Source organism: Dyella sp. LX-66 (assembly GCF_018599165.1).
Taxonomy (GTDB): Bacteria; Pseudomonadota; Gammaproteobacteria; order Xanthomonadales; family Rhodanobacteraceae; genus Dyella_D; species Dyella_D marensis.
Genome location: NZ_JAHFVJ010000016.1, coordinates 56,979 through 75,745, shown reverse-complemented (window position 1 = coordinate 75,745; position 18,767 = coordinate 56,979). Strand labels below are relative to the sequence as shown.

Here is an 18,767-nt window from a genome sequence, read left to right as displayed (position 1 = left end):
CCGGTCCGCAGGCGCCGGGCCCTGGGGCCCGCCAACCGCCGGTTGCCGGTTCAGCTGCCTTGAATCGCGCACCCGTCTTCCCCATTCTGTCGGGCTCCAACCTTTCGCCGGAGCCTTGAACCGGTGTGAGGAAACGGCCGTAAAGGCCGGATCGAATAGCAATTCCAAGCTGCTGATAACACCCAAGGATTATAACCATGAGCACCCCCAAGCACAGCCGCCTGCTGATCCTCGGTTCCGGCCCCGCCGGCTATACCGCGGCCGTGTACGCTGCCCGCGCCAACCTGAAGCCCACCCTTGTGACCGGTCTGCAGCAGGGTGGACAGCTGATGACCACCACCGACGTGGAGAACTGGCCGGGCGACAAGGCGGTGCAGGGTCCGGAGCTGATGCAGCGCCTGGCCGAGCATGCCGAGCACTTCGAGACCGAGATGGTGTTCGACCATATCCACAGCGCGGACCTGAGCCAGCGCCCGTTCCGCCTCAAGGGCGATTCCGGCGAGTACACCGCCGACGCCCTGGTGATCGCCACCGGCGCCACCGCCAAGTACCTGGGCATCGAGAGCGAGCAGCACTTCAAGGGCAAGGGCGTGTCCGCCTGCGCCACCTGCGACGGCTTTTTCTTCCGCGGCCAGGAAGTGGTGGTGGTCGGCGGCGGCAATACCGCCGTGGAAGAGGCCCTGTACCTGTCCAACCTGTGCAGCAAGGTCACCCTGGTGCATCGCCGCGACAAGCTGCGCGCGGAAAAGATCATGCAGGACAAGCTGTTCGAGAAGGCCGCCGCCGGCAAGATCGAGCTGGTGTGGAACCACACCGTGGCCGAAGTGCTGGGCGACAGCAGCGGCGTCACCGGCGTGCGCGTGAAGGACGTCAACAGCGGCGCCACCCGCGACATCCAGGCCACCGGCTTCTTCGTCGCCATCGGCCACACGCCGAACACCGGCATCTTCGAAGGCCAGCTCGACATGCACGACGGCTACATCAAGATCCACAGCGGCCAGGAAGGCATGGCCACCCTGACCTCGGTGCCGGGCGTGTTCGCCGCCGGCGACGTGGCCGACCACGTCTACCGCCAGGCCATCACCTCGGCCGGCTTCGGCTGCATGGCCGCGCTGGACGCCGAGCGCTGGCTGGACCAGCAGACCCCGGCCGCCTGATGAGCGCCAGCCACGCCACCCTGCACTACATCCACGACCCGCTGTGCGGCTGGTGCTACGGCGCCCAGCCGCTGGTCGGCGCCGCGCTCGCCATGCTCGGCAACCGCCTGGCGCTGCGCCTGCACGGCGGCGCGCTGTTCGCCGAGCCGCAGGAACTGACCCCGGCGATGGCCGAGCACATCGTGCGCGCCGACGAGCGCATCGAGGAGATCAGCGGCCAGCCCTTCGGCGACGCCTACACCGAAGGCCTGCTGGCCGAGCAAGGCACGGTGCTGTATTCGCTGCCGCCGATCGCGGCGGTGCTGGCAGCCGAACGGCTCCATCCGGACGCCGGCTACCCGATGCTGGCGGCGATCCAGCACGCGCACTACCAGCGCGGCCTGCGCGTGGCGGAAGCCGACGTGCTGGCCGAGCTGGCCGAAGAGCTCGGCCTGGATGCGGCGCAGTTCGCCGAAGCGTTCGGCCTGGCCAGCGGCAGCGAGACGATCGAACACGTCACCGCCAGCCGGCGCCTGCTCAGCGAAGTGGGCGGCCAGGGCTTCCCCACCCTGGTGCTGGAAGTCCAGGGCCTGCGGCAGGTGCTGCCGGTCCAGCAGGACTACGGCCGGCCCGAGGCCTTCGTCGAACGCATCGCGGCCCGCCTGCCGGCGGTGCACTGAATGACGCGCGGCCATCGCTCGCCGATGGCCGCCGACCGGTCCGGCGTGCTCGAAGCCCGTTTCCATCCGCGCATCGAAGAGATGCCCGCCGCCGCATGGGATGTCCTGCGCACCGACGGCAATCCCTTCCTCTCGCACGCCTTCCTCGCCGCGCTGGAGCGCACCGGCTGCATCCGCGAGGACTGGGGCTGGCAGGCGCACCACCTGGGCCTGTACGAGGACGAACGGCTGGTCGCCGCGGCGCCGCTCTATGTGAAAGGCAATTCGCACGGCGAGTTCGTGTTCGACTGGAGCTGGGCCGCGGCGTGGGAGCGTGCGGGTGGCGATTACTACCCGAAGCTGCTCAATGCCGTGCCCTACTCGCCCGTGCCTGGGGCCCGCTTGCTGGCCGGCGATGGTCCGCAAGCACCGCAGCGGCGCGAAACCCTGGTGCGGGCGATGCGCCAGCTGGCTGACGCGCATGGCCTGTCGTCCATCCACGCCAACTTTCTTGCGCCGGACGACCTGCCCGCCTTCGACGATCAGTGGCTGGCACGCTCGGACGTGCAGTTCCATTGGCCCAATCGTGGCTACGCCGGCTTCGACGATTTCCTCGCCGCGCTCAATCACAAGAAACGGAAAAACATCCGCCAGGAGCGCGCCCAGGTGGCGCGCGCCGGCCTGCGCCTGGAAGTGCGCCGCGGCGACAGCCTGAGTGCGGACGAATGGCGCCAGGCGCACCGCCTGTACGAGGGCACCTTCGACGCCAAGGGCAACCACGCCGCGCTGACGCGCGATTTCTTCCGCGCCCTGGGCGAAGGCGAACTCGGCGCCGCCACGCATCTGGCGCTGGCCTGGGAGGGCGAGCGCATGGCCGCGATGGCGTTGTTCCTGCAAAGCGGCGAAGCGCTGTACGGCCGCTACTGGGGCAGCCGCGTCGAGGTGCCCGGCCTGCATTTCGAGCTGTGCTACTACCAGGGCATCGAGCACGCCATCCGCGCCGGCCTGCAGCGCTTCGAACCCGGCGCCCAGGGCGAGCACAAACTGGCGCGCGGCTTCCTGCCGGTGCGCACGCATTCGCGCCACTACCTGGCGGATGGCAGCTTCCGCAAGGCCGTGCACGCCGCGCTTGCGCGCGAGGCCGAAGCAGTCGACGCTTACGCCGCCGACCTGCTCGAACACAGCCCGTACGCCCACCGCGACGCCTGACCATGATCCGCCTGCCCCTGCTCGACGCCGCCCATCCCGAGCAGTTCCCCGATCCCGGCCGCGCCATGGCCGACCCCAACGGCCTGCTCGCCTTCGGCGGCGATCTCACGCCGCGCCGTCTGCTGGCCGCGTACGCGGGCGGCATCTTCCCCTGGTACAACGAGGACGAGCCGATCCTGTGGTGGTCGCCGGATCCGCGCTGCGTGTTCCACACCGACCGCTTGCTGGCCAATCGCAGCCTGCGCCGGCAGATCGGGCGCAAGCCCTGGCGCATCACCCTCGACCATGCCTTCCGCGCCACCGTCGAAGCCTGCGCCGCGCCGCGTTCCGGGCAGCTGGGCACGTGGATCGTGCCGGCGATGGCGGAGGCCTACACGCAGCTGCACGAGATGGGGCATGCGCACAGCGTGGAAGTGTGGGAAGGCGAGCGCCTGGTCGGCGGGATCTACGGCGTGACCGTGGGGCGGCTGTTCTGCGGGGAGTCGATGTTCAGCCGTGAGAGCGGCGGGTCGAAGCTGGCCTTGCTGGCGCTGGGGCGGTTGCTGCATCGATGGGACTATCCGTTGATCGATGCGCAGGTGACGAACAACCATCTGTTGAGTCTTGGGGCGGTGGAGTATCCGCGCGAGACGTTCCTGAAGACGGTAAGGCAGCTGGTGAAGCTGCCGGGGCAGCCCGGGAGCTGGAAGGAATTCACGCCGTTGGTGGAAGAGACGATGGCGGCGCTGCGCCGCTGACGCTCGGCGTAGGTTGGGGTGTGCCGCAGGCGAACCCCAACACTCGCCCCCCCCAATGCCCAACCCAAGTTTGGGGTGGCCGGGGGGCACCCCCCTGGCAACCCCAAACCCCGACCCCCCTCCGGCGCCTCGCATTGTTGGGGTTCGCCTGCGGCTCACCCCAACCTACGCCATGTCGCCGAAGCTCAGGCCGCCTTTGCCTCGCGCAACTTCCGCGCATTCGCATACGAGTCCAGGATGTTCTCCCGCACCGGCGCTTCACCGGTGGCCAGGCAACGCTCCCACTCCTCGACACTGAGCACCGCCGCGAAGCGCGACTGCTCCACCACCGCAAACACGCGATGGATTTCCTCGGCCGTCGCATAGCCCGCGCGGTTGGCATACGACACCGCACCCGAGGCATCGTGCAGGAATTCCACTTCGATGCCGCGATCGAAGGCATGCTTGATGGTGGTGTCGTCGCAGTTGTGGGTCATGTAGCCCACCACGGTGAGCGTATCGATACCGCGCGCCTGCAACCATTCGCCCAGGCCCGTCTCAGAGAAGGCGCTCGGCAGCGGCTTGCCGAACAGCACGTCGCGCTGGCGGCGCTCCACTTCCGCATGCAGCTGCCAACCGTGGCTGCCTTCGGCGAAGGCCGGCGCATCGGCGGGCGAATCCTGGCGGATCACCACCACCGGAATGCCGGCCGCGGTGGCGGCGTCCATGGCGCGGACGATCTTCGGCAGGCTGTCGGACACCGGCGGGTATTCGATCTGCAGGTTGCCGTCGAAATATTCGTTCTGCACGTCGACGACGATCAGCGCGCGGCGGGGTTGGGTGGCAGTCATGGCACAGCTCCTTGGTGTGGAAAAGGTGTGCACATGCTGCGCTCCGGGCCACTTGCGCGGGAGTGGCCTGAAGGACAATGATCGATGTGATCGGGCCAACCGGAATTCCCCATGCGCAAGATCCGCATCGCCGTCGTGGCGTTCAACGACATCCTCCCCTTCCATCTGTCCGTACCCTGCGGCGTGTTCGCCGCGGTGCTGCGCGACGAGCAATCGCCGTTCCGCCTGCGCGTGTGCTCGGCCGAGGGCAAGCGCGTGCGCAGCGCCTCGGGCTTCATGATCGCCACCGACTACGGGCTGGAAGAACTGCGCAATGCCGACATCGTGATCGTGCCGTCCTGGCGCAGCGCGGAAGAGCGCCCGCCGGAAGCCCTGCTGGAAGCGCTGCGCCGTGCCGCCGCGCGCGGCAAGCGCATCGTCGGCCTGTGCATGGGCGCCTTCGTGCTCGGCCATGCCGGCCTGCTCGATGGCCGGCGCGCCACCACGCACTGGATCGCCACCGGCGAACTGGCCGAACGCTTCCCCGCCACCGAAGTCGACCCGGACGTGCTCTACGTGGATGCCGGCCAGGTGGTCACCTCCGCCGGCGCCGCCGCCGGCATCGACTGCTGCCTGCACCTGGTGCGCCAGCTATTGGGCAGCGAAAGCGCCAACCGCATCGCGCGGCGCATGGTGGTGTCGCCATTCCGCCATGGCGGGCAGGCGCAGTTCATCGAACAGCCGGTGCCGAGCATGGCCGGCGACGAACGCATGGCGAAGCTGCTCGACGAGATCCGCCGCAAGCTGCAGCAGCCGCACAACCTCGACGAAATCGCCGAGCGCGCGGCGATGAGCCGGCGCAGTTTCACGCGGCATTTCCGCCAGCTCACCGGCAGCAGCTTCGGCGACTGGCTGATGGCGCAAAGGCTGAGCGAGGCGCAGCGCCTGCTGGAGACCACCGCACTGCCGCTGGATCGCATCGCCCACGCGGTGGGGCTGGGTTCGCCGGTGACGCTGCGGCAGCATTTCCAGCGCGCGTTTCGCACCTCGCCGGCGAATTACCGGCGGACTTTCAATGCGGGCAAGGCCGCTTGATGCGTAGGTTGGGGTGAGCCGCAGGCGAACCCCAACGGTGCAGGGCGCTGCAGGACGACGATGTTGGGGTTACTGGCTGCATCAGCAGCCAGCCCTTCGGGCCATCCGCTACGCGGATGTTCGCTACGGCATCCTGCCTTCGCAGTCGCCTATGGCTCACCCCAACCTACGCCGACTTAATCTTCCAGCCCTACCCGCTTGATGCTCTCGTAGTTCGCGAGAAACAACTCCACCACCGCCGGATCCAGCTGACTCCCCGCGATCTTGCGCAGATACGCGATCACTTCGTCCTCCGGCCATGCCGGCTTGTACACCCGCGGAAAACTCAGCGCGTCCCACACATCGACCACGCTGAACACCCGCGCCACCAGCGGAATATCCTCGCCGCGCAGACCGCGCGGATAGCCGCCGCCATCCCAGCGCTCATGGTGGTTGTATGGGATCTCCGCGGCATCGCGCAGGAAATCCACCTGCTGCAGCAGCTCGTAGCCCACCTGCGGATGGGTGCGCATCACCACGATCTCTTCCTCGCTCAGCGGACCGGGCTTGATCAGGATCGCGTCCGGCAGCGCGAGCTTGCCGATGTCGTGCAGCAGCGCGCCGAAGCGCGCCTTGCGCAGTTCCTCGCCGCGCAGTCCGGCCAGCCGGGCCAGCGCCACGGTCATGCGCATGACGCGGTCGGAGTGGTCGCTGGTTTCCTTGTGGCGGATGTCCATGGCGTGGACCAGCGCGCGCAGGGCCTGCTCGTTGCCCTTGAGCAGCAGGCGATTGGCTCGCGTCATGCCGCGCAGGTCGCGGTCGATCAGCACGTAGAGCAAGGCGCCGGTGACGACGACGAACAGCGTGCCCTTCAGGCTCTGCATCAGGCTGAGCGTGTCGGTGTCTTCCACCAGCAGGCGCAATACGCGGTTGGACAACCAGATCCACAGGCTGGACACGATCACGTACGCCAGCACGGTGCGTACTTGAGGCTTCAGTCTCATCCGACTTCCCCTTGCCGCCCCGGGAAACTCCGTCCCGGGAACGAGAACCGCGAGCTTACCGCCATTCGCCCGTGAAGGAACGTGCGTCAAGTCGTGGAGGGTTCGAGCACGAAGATGATCGACGCGGGCCGCCCGCTGTGCGGATGCAGCGGCTCCTCGATGCGCGCCACGCGCAGTCCGCCGGCCGCGAAGGTATCGAGCCAGCCGCCGAGCGTGCGGAAATACCAGGGCGCGGCCTGGCCGAAGCCCCCGCCGCAGCCGGCCCAGGAGCCTTCGCGCCAGCCGTCCTGGTAAGGCAGCTCGCCGCAGGCCGTCAGCGGATGCAGCGTCTGCACCAGCAACGCGCCGCCCGGTTCGAGCAGCCGCGGCACCGCGGCCAGCACGGCCTCGGCCGATGCCTTGCCGAGCAGGGAGAAGTTGCAGATCGCCACGTCGGCCTTGGCGTCGAGCGCGCCGGCGGCGATTTGCGCGTAGCTCATCGCTTCGAAACGTCCGCCACCCTGCGCGCGTGCGGTGTCGATCAACTCGGGCACCGCGTCCACACCCAGCACGTCGACGCCCTGTGCCGACAGCGCCCGCGCCAGCCAACCTTCGCCGCAACCCAGGTCGACCGCGCTGCGCGGTTTGCGCGACAGCACGGCATCAACGATGGCGCGGTCGGTCACCAGCCGGCGGCTTTCGATGCGCCGCTGCTGCACGGCCACGGTCCATGGCTCGGCGTTTTCACGCCATACACTGAGGATGGCGGCCTCGAAGGGCTGGGCGCGATCGTCCAAGCGTTTCCTCACCGATGGCGAATACGGGCCTTACTCGGGCCAAGCTGCCGTCATGGCATTCCGTTCGACGCGAATGCCGGCCCAGACTGCCGCTTACCCCTGTGCGCAATAGTAGACGGTGCCTGCGTACGTAACACTGACCTCGTCCCCGGTGCCGTGGTAAGACGACTGGCCGGAGCGGCTGGACAGTATGTGCACCACATTGCCGCCCATCGCTGCAGCATGGTTCTTCAAATCATTGCGCGCGCCGGTCTCGCGATTCACGTTGGTCATGAATGGCTGCTGTTGCCCGCCGGTGATGTCGCCAAGGAATTTGCAGCCCTGCGGCTCGCTGCTGGTCAGCCGCACTTTCTCTGAACCCGGATCCGGCTTGATGGGCGCACAGCCGACCATCATCAGCACGCAAGCCATCACTACGAACTTCCTCATGTCGCTCACTCTTGGGTTGGGGATAGGAGCGACGCAGCCTAAGCACCCCCAAGGTACTGACCAACCGGAAATTTCTTATCCGCGAGCGTACGGCCGATGACGTTCAGGCAAGAACAACGCATGCCTGCGCGAGTCCGGACCAGGCGAAGCATGCATCGCGCTGGTCCCGAAGAGCGGCTTCTTCACCCCGGCAGCGGCTGATACCGCCTGGCCACATAGTCGTCGAGTATCCCGATGAACTCCTCGGCGATCCGCTCGCCGCGCAAGGTCATGGCCTTCTCGCCGTCGATGAACACCGGCGCCGCCGGCGCCTCGCCATTGCCCGGCAGCGAGATGCCGATATTGGCGTGCTTGGATTCGCCCGGGCCATTCACCACGCAGCCCATCACGGCCAGGGTGAGGTTCTCCACGCCGTCGTACTTCAGGCGCCACTCCGGCATGCGCTCGCGCACGTGCGACTGCACCGTCTTGGCCAGTTCCTGGAAGAACTCGCTGGTGGTGCGGCCGCAGCCGGGGCAGGCGGTGACCAGCGGGGTGAACGCGCGCAGGCCCATGGTCTGCAGCAGCTCCTGCGCCACCACTACTTCGCCGGTGCGCGGGGCGCCGGGTTCGGGCGTGAGCGAGATGCGGATGGTGTCGCCGATGCCTTCCTGCAGCAGCACCGCCAGCGCGGCGCTCGAGGCGGTGATGCCCTTGGAGCCCATGCCGGCCTCGGTCAGGCCCAGGTGCAGGGCGTAGTCGCAGCGCCGGGCCAGGTCGCGGTAGACGGCGATCAGTTCCTGCACGCCGGAAACCTTGCAGGAAAGAATGATGCGCTCGCGCGGCAGGCCGATCTCCTCCGCGCGGATGGCCGAGTCCACGGCCGAGCGGATCAGCGCCTCGCGCGCCACCAGGGCGGCGTCCCAGGGTTCGGCGCGGCTGTGGTTCTGGTCCATCAGCGCAGCGACCATGCTCTGGTCCAGCGAACCCCAGTTGGCGCCGATGCGCACGGGTTTGTTGTATTGGATGGCCTTTTCGATGATGGCGGCGAACTGGCTGTCCTTCTTCTTGCCGAAGCCGACATTGCCGGGATTGATGCGGTACTTGGCCAGCGCCTCGGCGCAGGCCGGTTCCTGCTCCAGCAGCTGGTGGCCGTTGTAGTGGAAGTCGCCGATGATCGGCACCTCCACGCCCATCATGTCCAGCCGCTCGCGGATGCGCGGCACCGCCGCGGCGGCGGCCGGCGTATTCACCGTGATGCGCACCAGCTCGGAGCCGGCGCGGGCGAGCTCGGCGATCTGCCTGGCGGTGCTGGCCGGGTCCTCGGTGTCGGTGTTGGTCATCGACTGCACCACGATCGGCGCGCCGCCGCCCACCGTCACCTTGCCGATGCGCACGCCGACGCTGGGGCGGCGCTGCTCGGGCTCGGCGGTGCGGGGAGTGGAAGAAGACTGGTCGCTCATGGGGAAACCGATTGCGGATGGCTGGAGATGGCGGCCGCGCCTGGGATCGCGGCAGATGGCTCACAAGGATACTTCAGCCGGCTGGCGGCTTCATGACCCTCCGCTCCCGTTTCGGTGTCTTCCTGGCCACGGACGCGGCGCAAAGCCGCGCGGCATAAGCGCACACGGGCATGGCGCCACGGCATCGCCGGCTCATCATGAACGGCGTCGCGCAACGAGGGAGCCGCCGCCATGTCCGTCGCCTTTGCCATCCAGACGCCGCCGGCCGAAGCCGCGCCCACCCGCTGCACCGGCTGCGCCCATCTCCCGGCCTGCCAGGCCGCCGGCTACGGCCGGCCGGAGCTGCACGGCCTGCGCTGCATCGCCGAGCGCGTCGGCCTGCTGCGCGACGGTGAATATCTGTACCGCCCGCTCACGCCCTTCCATGCGGTGTACGCGGTGCAATCGGGCATGGCCAAGACGGTGTCGGTGGACCGCGCCGGCCGCGAACGCGTGCTGGCGTTTCACCTTCCCGGCGAGCTGTTCGGGCTGGACGCCATCTGGCAGGGTCAGCACGACAGCGCCGCCGTCGCGCTGGGGCGCACCCAATGCTGCCGCTTTCCGTTCGCCGCGCTGCGCGAACTCGCCACCCGCCAGCCGGAGGTGCAGGCGCACCTGCTGTGCGCGATGAGCTGCCTGATCCACCGCCAGCACCTGGACGCCGCCGACGGTTCGGCCGACGAACGCATGGCGGCTTTCCTGGTCGACCTGCACGAACGCCGCACGGCGCTGGGCGACACCGGCACCCTGCTGCCGCTGCCGATGTCGCGCGCCGACATCGGCAACCACCTGCGCCTGGCCACCGAAACGGTCAGCCGCCTGCTGGCGCGATTCCGCGATGCGGGGCTGCTGCGGGTGACACGCAGCGGCGTGGAACTGCTGGAGCTGGACGGACTGCGCCACGTAGGTTGGGGTGAGCCCTAGGCGAACCCCAACCTGCACCGGGCGCCTGCTACGCGCGCTGCCGGCTCAGCCGCAAGGCATTACCCACCACCGACACCGACGACAGGCTCATCGCCAGCGCCGCCACCATCGGCGACAAGGTCAGGCCCAGCCACGGATACAGCACGCCCGCCGCCAGCGGCACGCCCAGCGCGTTGTAGACGAAAGCGAAGAACAGGTTCTGGCGGATATTCGCCACCGTGGCCTGCGACAGCGCACGCGCGCGCAGGATCGCGGTCAGCTCGCCCTTCACCAGGGTCAGCTGCGCGCTTTCGATCGCCACGTCGGTGCCGCCGCCCATGGCGATGCCGATATCCGCCGCGGCCAGCGCCGGCGCGTCGTTGATGCCGTCGCCGGCCATCGCCACACGCCTTCCTTCGGCACGCAGCGCGTTGACCACCGCGGCCTTGTCGGCCGGCGACACATCGGCATGCACCGCGTCGATGCCCAGCGTCTTCGCCACCGCCTGCGCGGTGACGGCGTTGTCGCCGGTGAGCATCACGATGCGCAGGCCGGCGGCATGCAGCGCCGCAATCGCCTGCGGCGTGGTCGGCTTCAACTGATCGGCCACCGCCAGCAGGCCGGCGAGTACGCCGTCCACGGCGAGGAACATCACCGTCGCGCCGTCCTTGCGCATGGCGTCGGCGCGCTGCTGCGCGTCGTCGCCGATGGCGATCCTTAAGCTTTCGAACAGGCGCGCGTTGCCCAGCGCCGCGTCGCGCCCGGCCACCCTGCCCTGCACGCCGCCGCCGGTGAGCGTGCGGAACGCGTCCACCTCCGGCACCTTGACGCCGCGCGCCGCGGCGCCGGCCAGGATCGCGCGCGCCAGCGGATGTTCGCTGGGGCGTTCCAGCGCCGCGGCCACGGCCAGCAGCTGATCCCACGGCAACGCGCCGGTGCTCACCACGTCCTGCAGCGCAGGCTTGCCTTCGGTAAGCGTGCCGGTCTTGTCCAGCACCAGGGTGTCGACGTCGCGCAGCGTTTCGATCGCCGCCGCATCCTTGAACAGCACGCCCTCATGCGCGCCGCGCCCGCTGGCCACCATGATCGAGATCGGCGTGGCCAGGCCCAGCGCACACGGACAGGCGATGATCAGCACCGACACCAGCGCGATCAGCGCATGCGCCAGCCGCGGCTCCGGCCCCCATACAGCCCAGGCGGCGAAGGCCAGCACGGCCACCGCCACCACCGCCGGCACGAACCACGCGGCCACGCGGTCGGCCACGCGCTGCAGCGGCGCCTTGCTGCGCTGCGCCTGCGCCACCAGGGCGACGATGCGCGACAACAGGGTGTCGGCGCCGACCTTTTCCGCACGCATGGTCAATGCGCCGTCCTGGTTGACGGTGCCGCCGGTGATGCGATCGTCAGCGCGCTTGGCCACCGGCAGCGGCTCGCCGGTCAGCATGGCTTCGTCGACGTGGCTGTTGCCGTCCAGCACCACGCCATCCACCGGCACCTTTTCGCCGGGCCGCACGCGCAGCACGTCGCCGGCCTGTACGTCTTCCAGCGCCACGTCGTGTTCGCTGCCGTCCGCGTTGATGCGGCGCGCCGTCTTCGGCGCCAGGCCGAGCAGCGCTTTCAAGGCGGCGCCGGTGCGGCGGCGTGCGCGCAGTTCGAGGAAATCGCCCAGCGTGACCAGGGTGACGATCACCGCGGCGGATTCGAAATAAAGACCGACCCGGCCGTGCGCATCCCGGAAGCCATCCGGGAACGCATCCGGCAGGAAGAACGCCACCATGCTGTAAGCCCAGGCCACGCCGGTGCCCAGCGCAATCAGCGTGTACATGTTCGGCGACCACGGCCGCAGCGAACGCCAGCCGCGCGCGAAGAACGACGCGCCGCCCCACAGCACCACCACGCTGGACAGCAGCGCCTCGGTCCACGCCGCCACGCCATCCCACGGCATCGGCAGATGCCAGCCGAACAGATGCGGGCCCATCGCCAGCAGGAACACCGGCAAGGTCAGCGCCACCAGGGTCCAGAAGCGGCGCGACAGATGGCGCAATTCGCCGCCGTCGTCCTGGTCCAGGCTGGGCATCATCGGCTCCAGCGCCATGCCGCACTTGGGGCAGTCGCCGGGGCCGACCTGCTGCACTTCCGGGTGCATCGGACAGGTGTAGATGGTGCCGGGCGGCGCAGCGGGCGGCTTGGGGCGTTCGCCGAGATAGCTGACCGGGTCGGCGAGGAATTTCTCGCGGCAGCGTGCGGCGCAGAAGTAGTAGGTGCGGCCTTCGAAGTCCGCGCGGTGCTTGGCGGTGTGCGGGTCGACGGACATGCCGCAGACCGGGTCTTTCACGGCGTGGTGCGCGTGGTGATCGTGCGCATGGCTGTGATGGCTGTGATCGTGCTGCGCATGGTCTTCATGGGCCGATGGCTTGGCGTGGCAGCAACCTGCAGCGGCCGACTCCGCCGCCACCACTTCCGGCACCTTGGCATGCGAGCCGCAGCAGGCCTTCTCCTGCGCGCTCATGCCTCGTCCTCCTCGTCCGACAGCGCGCGCAGGATCGGGCACTGGTCCGGCGAGCCATGCCCCGGGCAGGCCTCGATCAGTTCCTCCAGCCCGTCGCGCACGCGCGTCAGCTCGGCGATGCGCGCATCGATCGCGGCCAGCCGCTCCTCCGCCCGCTTCTTCACCGCCTTGACGCCGCGATGCCGGTCCGCCGACAGCGCCAGCAGGTCGCGGATCTCCTCCAGCGTGAAGCCCAGGTCCTTGGCGCGCCGGATAAAACGCAACTGCCGCACCGCGCCTTCGTCGTAGCTGCGGTAGCCCGACGCCCGGCGCACCGGCTCCGGCAGCAGCCCTTCGCGCTCGTAGAAGCGGATGGTGTCGATATTCACGCCGACGCGCTTGGCGACGGCACCGATGGTGAGGGTGGGGGTTTGGGTGTCCATGGGCAAAGTCTAGACCATTGATCAAGGTCCAGAGTCAAGCCCTAGCCTGGACCTTGCGCGCAAAGTTGCCGGCGACCTTCACCGACCACGCCCACGCCATCCTGCACAAGCGCCATGCACGCCTTTCGATCGCAGGCATCGATGCTTTCCCACCCAACACCTGCATGCGAGGATCGCCGGCGCTTTTCCTGGCGCCCGTGCCATCGCGAGCGCCACCGTCCCGGCAGCTCCTTAACTTCACGCAGTGGAAATTCGATGAAGACGCCGATACTTGCCATCGCCCTGGCTCTCGCAGCCGGGACGGCAGCCGCCAAAGATTCCCCCGCCACCAATCTCGACACCGCGCTCGCATCGTTTGCCGGCCCGGCGAATGCGCCGGGCTGCGCGGTCGGCGTGCAAAGCGGCGACGGCACGCCGGAGTTCCGCGCCTTCGGCACGGCCGATCTGGAACATGCCGTGCCGATCGGCGCCGACACCGTGTTCGAGGCCGGCTCGGTCAGCAAGCAGTTCACCGCGGCGGCAACCTTGATCCTGGTGAGCGAAGGCAAGCTGTCGCTGGACGACGACGTCCGCAACTATCTGCCCGAGCTGCCCGATTACGGACACCCCATCACCATCGCGCAGCTGCTGGGGCATACCAGCGGCTTGCGCGATTGGGGCGAGCTGGAAGCGATCGCCGGGTGGCCGCGGACCGAACGCGTTTACGCCATGGCGGACGTACTGGACATCACCGCCCGGCAACGCGCGTTGAATTTCGCGCCGGGCACCGCGTGGTCGTACACCAACACCGGCTTCAATCTGCTGGCGATGATCGTGCAGCGGGTCAGCGGCGCCAGCTTCGTCGATTTCACCCGCGACCGCCTGTTCAAGCCGCTGGGCATGGCGCACACCCAGTGGCGCGACGATTTTCGTCGCATCGTTCCCGGCCGGGCGATGGCCTACGAGCAAGTATCCGACGGCGTCTATCAGCAGCTGATGCCGTTCGAAAACACCTATGGCCATGGCGCCCTGCTGACCACGGTGAGCGATCTGCTGCGCTGGAACCAGGCGCTGACCGGGGGCAAGCTCGGCGCCGCGGTGACCCAGGCCCTGCAGACCCGCACGCTGCTGTCGGATGGACGGCCCACGGTGTACGCGCGCGGCCTGTTCCTCAGCAACTATCACGGCATGCGCGAGATCGCGCATGACGGCTCCACGGCAGGCTATCGCACATGGCTGGGGCGTTATCCCGACCAGCATCTGTCGATCGCCCTGCTGTGCAACAGCGACGATGCCATTCCGTCCAACTATGCGCACGCCATCGTCGACCGTTATCTTCCCGAGGCGAAGCCGGAATCTCATCGCTTCACCACCACGCCGCCTTCCAGCCTCGCTGGAATCTACGCCAGCGAACGCGATGGCAGCCTGCTGAAGCTCGATTTCCACGACGGCAAGCTGCGCACCGGCAATGGCCTGGTGGTGATGGCGGGACCGCACGACACCCTGGCGTTCGAACGCAAGGACGGCAGGGTCGCCATGACCGGCGCCGTCGCTGCGAACGGGCGTATCCACATCGATCGCGAAGGCGATGCGACGTTCTTTGCCCGGCAGCAAGCCTACTCGCCCGCACCGGCAGAGCTCGCGCGCATCGCCGGGCGTTTTCACAGCGCGGAAGTTCCGGTGACGTATCGGATCACGGCCACGAAGCAAGGCTTGCAGGTTATCGCCGAAGACCGCCCGGGTGAGCCCAGGCTGTTCGTCCCCGCTTACACGAACGCCTTTATTTCCGACGACACGGTATTGCGGCCGGTATTCAATGCCCAAGGCGAGGTGACGGGCATCCGTATTTCCGACGGTCGCGTGTGGGATCTGCCCTTGGCGCGGCTGCCCGCCACGCCCTGAACACGCAAACACCGGCCCGCGCAACGCGGGCCGGTGTTTTTTTCAACAGCGCTTGACTGCCTACTGCACGTTCAAGGTCACGTCGTCCAGCACGAACGAAGTCTGCAGCGAGGAATCCTCGGTGCCGGTGAACTTGATCGTCACCGTCTGCCCGATGTACGGGGCAAGGTTCGCCGTGTGCACCGCATAGCCGCTGGCGGCATTGAGGTTGGAGTACGTCGCCAGGGTGGCCAGCACCGTGCCGGAGCTGTTGAGCACCTGCACCTTCAGCGTGTCGTAGGCCGTGCTCTTGGTGGTCTCCGCCGTGTCGATATGCAGGTAGTACTGCAAGGTGGCGGTGGTCTTGCCGCTGGGAATGGCCACCGACTGCGACACCGTGTCGGTATGGCTGGAGCCATAGCCGTTCATCCACGCGAACCAGGTGCCGGCATGCGCGGTCTGGCCGGAGCAGCTGCTGTTGCTGCACAGCACGCCGGAGCTCATCGACCACGGCGAGGCCGCACCGCTTTCGAAGCCGGTGTTGCCCAGCAGCTGTGAGGAACCGCCGCCGCCGCCGCTCACCGTCACCGCCTGCGTCTTGCTGTTGCTGGCGCCGAGGTTGTCGGTCACGGTCAGCTTGACGTTGTAGGTGCCGCCCGCGGTGTAGGTGTGGCTCGGGTTCTTGGTGGTGGAGGTGCTGCTGTCGCCGAAGTCCCACGCATACGTGCTGATGGTGCCGCCCGTATCCGTCGAGCTGTCGGTGAAGTTCACCGTCAGGCCGCTGATGGTGTCGCCGAAGTTCGCCACCGGCGTGCTGCCGCCACCGCCGCCGGAACCGGCCAGCGAAGCGACCAGCGCGGCCTGCGGGCTGCCCCAGCCGGTGGCCAGGTCATAGCCGGCCACGGCGGTGAAGCCGTTGCTGCCGCTGGTGACGTCGTGGAAGTTGCTGGTGTAGCTGGTGCCGATGCCGACGTTGTAGATAGCCGGATTGACGAAGCCCACCGTAGCGTGGCCGTTCGTCACGGCCTGCTGGTTCACCAGGGCAAGGAAGCCGGCCCAGCGCGGCGCGGCAAAGCTGGTGCCGCCGTAGCCGGTTTCGAACGAGCCGTTGCTCACCGTCGGGTTGTCGAAGTTCGCTTCGGCCGACACGTCCGGATCGTTGCGGTAGGTGGCCGACGCCTTGTTCGCCGAGGTGATCACGCCGGCCAGCTTCTGGTAGCTGGGCGTGCTCTCGCCGGAGGCGCTGGTGTAGCCGCCACCGCCGTCGGACCATGCCGTTTCCGCCGACCACGCGCCGCTGCTGCTGGTGGTCAGGTCGGTACCGCCGACTTCCAGCACGTTGGAATCGGCCGATGGCGGATCGTAGGCGCTGGACGAGGCGTTGTACGAGCCGCTGTCGCCGGTGGCGTTGACGAAGGTCTGGCCCTGCGCGGCCATTTCCTGGTAGATCGGGTCGTCGGTGCCGTTGTCGAAGTCGCCGCCGCCCCACGAGCAGCTCAGCACCTTGGCCTGGTTGTCCGAGACCATCTTGTTGAGGATGTCGGTGGCGCTGTCGCCTTCATAGAACAGCACCTTGGTCAGGCCCGGCGCCATGCCGATCACGTTGACGATGTCGAGGATCTGCTCGCCGTCGTCGCAGCTGCTGCCGACGTGTCCGCACTTGCCGTCGAAGCCGCTGACCAGCACGTTGCTCACCGGCACGCTCGAGGACATGCCCGTGCTGCTGTAGTACAGCGAGATGTCGCTGGTGACGTAGCCGTCGAAGGAGAAGATGCCCACCGTCTGGCCGGAACCGGTCAGCGAGCCGCTGCCGTAGTAGGCCTTGCGCATGTCGCTGGGCAGGAACTCGCCGCTCGGGCCCGTACCGCCATGCTGCACCGGCGCCGCGTCGGATTTCTTGTGGTAGTTGGTGTGCGGCAGGCGGAAGTTGTCCAGGCCCGACACGTGCAGCAGCGGCACGCTCAGGCCGGCCGGCACGGGTTCGCGGTCGGCGGCGAAGAAGGTGCGGTTCTCGGTCGGATGCGCGTAGTTGCCCAGCTTCACCTTGAAGGCGCGGTTGATCGTATCGACCGGACCTTCGACGTCGACCAGGCGGCGGTTCGCCGTGGTGCCGGTGACCGTCAGGCCATTGGCCTGCGCCCAGGCGACGACGGTGTCGTAGTCATCCTGCGTCGGCGCGAAGCGCGCGGTGAACTGCTCCACGCTCAGGTACTGGTGGTACTGCGGGCTGTGCGGATCCTGCAGGTCGCGCAGCAGCTGGTCGAGTTCGGCCTGGTTGCGCGGCTGCAGGCTGAGGGCGAGCTTGAGGTGCTTTTGCGTATCCAGATTGCTGATCAGCGGCGCCGCGCCATTGCGTACGGCCAGCGGCACGTGATGGGTTGCCACGGAGCCAACGGCGACGACGCCGGCATCGGCCGCACTGGCGGGGGGAATCACGCATAGACCCGATGCTGCAACCAGCACGGACAGACCCAGCACCAACCGGATCCGGCTGGCCAGCCCGTGGCGTTTCAAGGAATCACCGTTCTGCATGGCTTTATGGCGGAAATGACTTGGCATGGAATACTCCGAAGGATTTTTGAGGACAAACGAACCCCGTGGGGTTGCGTGAACCCTCATCAATGAAAACCGTGCTTGGGCACGGCAGCTTTTGTGTTTTCCGGAATTGCCCAGCGATCCGAGGCGCGTTGCAGCCCCTGCCCCATCTTCTGCACGAAATACGCTCTTCCGCCCTCTGGAAGTGCGCAAGTAATTGCCGCGCCAGTCACAGGATCATTCATCAGCTCCCGACTGATGAATTCGATAAACGTAGGGCTCGACGTCTCGGGGCGTCAACAGAAAATCCCGTGATTCAAATCACGAATCCACGGGAGATAAATCAAGGCTTGGTGAAATGACTTAGGCGAGAAAACGCATTATATCGATGCAATGCGAGTGCATTTACCGGTGCATCAGAAGCTTATGGATTTATTCGTAAAATATAAATGTCGGCGGCGTAATTAATTACATTCAAGCAATTAATTGCGAATATCGAACCGCGACGCGCGGCAGCATCAAGCCGCCGCGGTGATGATGCGGCGCCGCCAGGGCACGCCGGCAAGCGCGCAGAAAACCGAGGACACCAGCACGGCGGCGCAGGCACCCAGCAGGGCGGCCAGCCCGCTCTCCACACCGCCCTCCCGGTAGTGCAGGTAGATCAGCACCGCCGCCACCGCCCCGACCAGGGCGCTCAGCGAAACACAAGGCAGGACGCTCAGGCGCCGCGCCAGTAGCAAGCCGATGACCACGGGCGCGCCGAGCAGATAGCTCGCGCCGTAGCAGACGATCGCGATGGCGGCTATCTCGAGGAAGAACTTATCCGGATGCCCCGGCGCATCGAACACGTACCCCGAAAACAGCAGCGACGCCAGCGCATAAGCCAGCGGCAGCACGGCAGGCGCCAGGGCCACGCCAAGAACGACACGCCATCGCTTCATCGCGGCATCCATTTATGAGCGCTTCCGTAAGGGGTCGAGCAGCCGCTTCAGGCCGTTGTGATCGATTTCCAGCGCAAGCGAGAGCAGGTTGCCGAGATCGCCGGGCGGGAAACCCTTGCGCGCATACCAAGCCAGGTAGGCACCCGGCAGGTCGGCGATCAGGCGGCCCTGGTAGCGGCCATAAGGCATGGTGACCGTGACCAGCCGCTGCAGGTCTTCAGGCTTCAAGAGCGGCCTCGTCATGCGCTGTGGGCGCTTGCTTCGCGGTCTTCACCAGGCGTCT

The 18,767-nt window shown here is 67.6% G+C and carries 17 protein-coding genes; 7 read left to right on the top strand and 10 right to left on the bottom strand.

What is annotated here, in order from left to right:
* Window positions 1-197 precede the first annotated feature (197 nt).
* From trxB to aat, 4 genes are read left to right on the top strand one after another with little or no spacing between them, the layout of a single operon-like run.
* The gene (gene trxB, locus KK141_RS21025) at window positions 198-1,157 is read left to right on the top strand and encodes a thioredoxin-disulfide reductase (protein ID WP_214572021.1); all 960 of its coding nucleotides are present in this window, start codon (window positions 198-200) and stop codon (window positions 1,155-1,157) included.
* A complete protein-coding gene (locus KK141_RS21020; RefSeq protein ID WP_214572020.1) occupies window positions 1,157-1,816 on the top strand; it encodes a DsbA family protein in 660 nt (219 codons plus the stop codon). The genes trxB and KK141_RS21020 overlap by 1 nt, the downstream gene beginning before the upstream one ends.
* Complete coding sequence (locus KK141_RS21015) at window positions 1,817-3,004, top strand: GNAT family N-acetyltransferase (RefSeq protein WP_250901916.1); 1,188 nt, start codon at window positions 1,817-1,819, stop codon at window positions 3,002-3,004.
* A gap of 2 nt (window positions 3,005-3,006) precedes the next feature.
* Window positions 3,007-3,741: a leucyl/phenylalanyl-tRNA--protein transferase gene (aat, locus tag KK141_RS21010; RefSeq protein ID WP_214572019.1), complete on the top strand. Its 735-nt coding sequence runs from the start codon at window positions 3,007-3,009 to the stop codon at window positions 3,739-3,741.
* Window positions 3,742-3,926: 185 nt separating this feature from the next.
* Here aat and KK141_RS21005 read toward each other — a convergent pair whose 3' ends face one another.
* Window positions 3,927-4,571, bottom strand: coding sequence for a cysteine hydrolase family protein (locus KK141_RS21005; protein WP_214572018.1), 645 nt, complete (start codon window positions 4,569-4,571; stop codon window positions 3,927-3,929).
* A 111-nt stretch (window positions 4,572-4,682) separates the two neighbouring features.
* On the opposite strand from KK141_RS21005, the gene KK141_RS21000 reads away from it, so the two are divergent.
* Window positions 4,683-5,645, top strand: a complete 963-nt coding sequence (locus KK141_RS21000) for a helix-turn-helix domain-containing protein (RefSeq protein WP_214572017.1) — start codon at window positions 4,683-4,685, stop codon at window positions 5,643-5,645.
* 176 nt (window positions 5,646-5,821) lie between these two features.
* On the opposite strand, the gene KK141_RS20995 is transcribed toward KK141_RS21000, so the two are convergent.
* The 4 genes from KK141_RS20995 to ispG form a co-directional block, all read right to left on the bottom strand.
* Entirely contained in the window at window positions 5,822-6,628 is an 807-nt protein-coding gene (locus KK141_RS20995; RefSeq protein WP_214572016.1) for an HD-GYP domain-containing protein, read from the bottom strand.
* 86 nt (window positions 6,629-6,714) lie between these two features.
* Window positions 6,715-7,404: a methyltransferase domain-containing protein gene (locus KK141_RS20990; RefSeq protein WP_214572015.1), complete on the bottom strand. Its 690-nt coding sequence runs from the start codon at window positions 7,402-7,404 to the stop codon at window positions 6,715-6,717.
* A 93-nt stretch (window positions 7,405-7,497) separates the two neighbouring features.
* Window positions 7,498-7,833, bottom strand: a complete 336-nt coding sequence (locus KK141_RS20985; RefSeq protein WP_214572014.1) for a DUF4156 domain-containing protein — start codon at window positions 7,831-7,833, stop codon at window positions 7,498-7,500.
* Window positions 7,834-8,015: 182 nt separating this feature from the next.
* On the bottom strand, window positions 8,016-9,275 hold the full coding sequence (gene ispG, locus KK141_RS20980) for a flavodoxin-dependent (E)-4-hydroxy-3-methylbut-2-enyl-diphosphate synthase (RefSeq protein ID WP_214572013.1): 1,260 nt from the start codon (window positions 9,273-9,275) through the stop codon (window positions 8,016-8,018).
* A 231-nt stretch (window positions 9,276-9,506) separates the two neighbouring features.
* Here ispG and KK141_RS20975 point away from each other — a divergent pair, with 231 nt between their 5' ends.
* A complete protein-coding gene (locus tag KK141_RS20975) occupies window positions 9,507-10,238 on the top strand; it encodes a helix-turn-helix domain-containing protein (protein ID WP_214572012.1) in 732 nt (243 codons plus the stop codon).
* A gap of 28 nt (window positions 10,239-10,266) precedes the next feature.
* Here KK141_RS20975 and KK141_RS20970 read toward each other — a convergent pair whose 3' ends face one another.
* Window positions 10,267-12,726 (bottom strand): heavy metal translocating P-type ATPase, encoded by a 2,460-nt coding sequence (locus tag KK141_RS20970; RefSeq protein WP_214572011.1) that lies wholly within the window; start codon window positions 12,724-12,726, stop codon window positions 10,267-10,269.
* Window positions 12,723-13,148 (bottom strand): heavy metal-responsive transcriptional regulator, encoded by a 426-nt coding sequence (locus tag KK141_RS20965; RefSeq protein ID WP_214572010.1) that lies wholly within the window; start codon window positions 13,146-13,148, stop codon window positions 12,723-12,725. The genes KK141_RS20970 and KK141_RS20965 overlap by 4 nt, the downstream gene beginning before the upstream one ends.
* Before the next feature lie 255 nt (window positions 13,149-13,403).
* Here KK141_RS20965 and KK141_RS20960 point away from each other — a divergent pair, with 255 nt between their 5' ends.
* A complete protein-coding gene (locus tag KK141_RS20960) occupies window positions 13,404-15,029 on the top strand; it encodes a serine hydrolase domain-containing protein (protein ID WP_214572009.1) in 1,626 nt (541 codons plus the stop codon).
* 60 nt (window positions 15,030-15,089) lie between these two features.
* On the opposite strand, the gene KK141_RS20955 is transcribed toward KK141_RS20960, so the two are convergent.
* From KK141_RS20955 to KK141_RS20945, 3 genes are all read right to left on the bottom strand, one after another.
* The gene (locus KK141_RS20955; RefSeq protein WP_214587357.1) at window positions 15,090-17,393 is read right to left on the bottom strand and encodes a protease pro-enzyme activation domain-containing protein; all 2,304 of its coding nucleotides are present in this window, start codon (window positions 17,391-17,393) and stop codon (window positions 15,090-15,092) included.
* A 668-nt stretch (window positions 17,394-18,061) separates the two neighbouring features.
* Window positions 18,062-18,496: a hypothetical protein gene (locus KK141_RS20950; RefSeq protein WP_214572007.1), complete on the bottom strand. Its 435-nt coding sequence runs from the start codon at window positions 18,494-18,496 to the stop codon at window positions 18,062-18,064.
* Entirely contained in the window at window positions 18,497-18,712 is a 216-nt protein-coding gene (locus tag KK141_RS20945) for a DUF3820 family protein (RefSeq protein WP_214572006.1), read from the bottom strand.
* Window positions 18,713-18,767 lie beyond the last annotated feature (55 nt).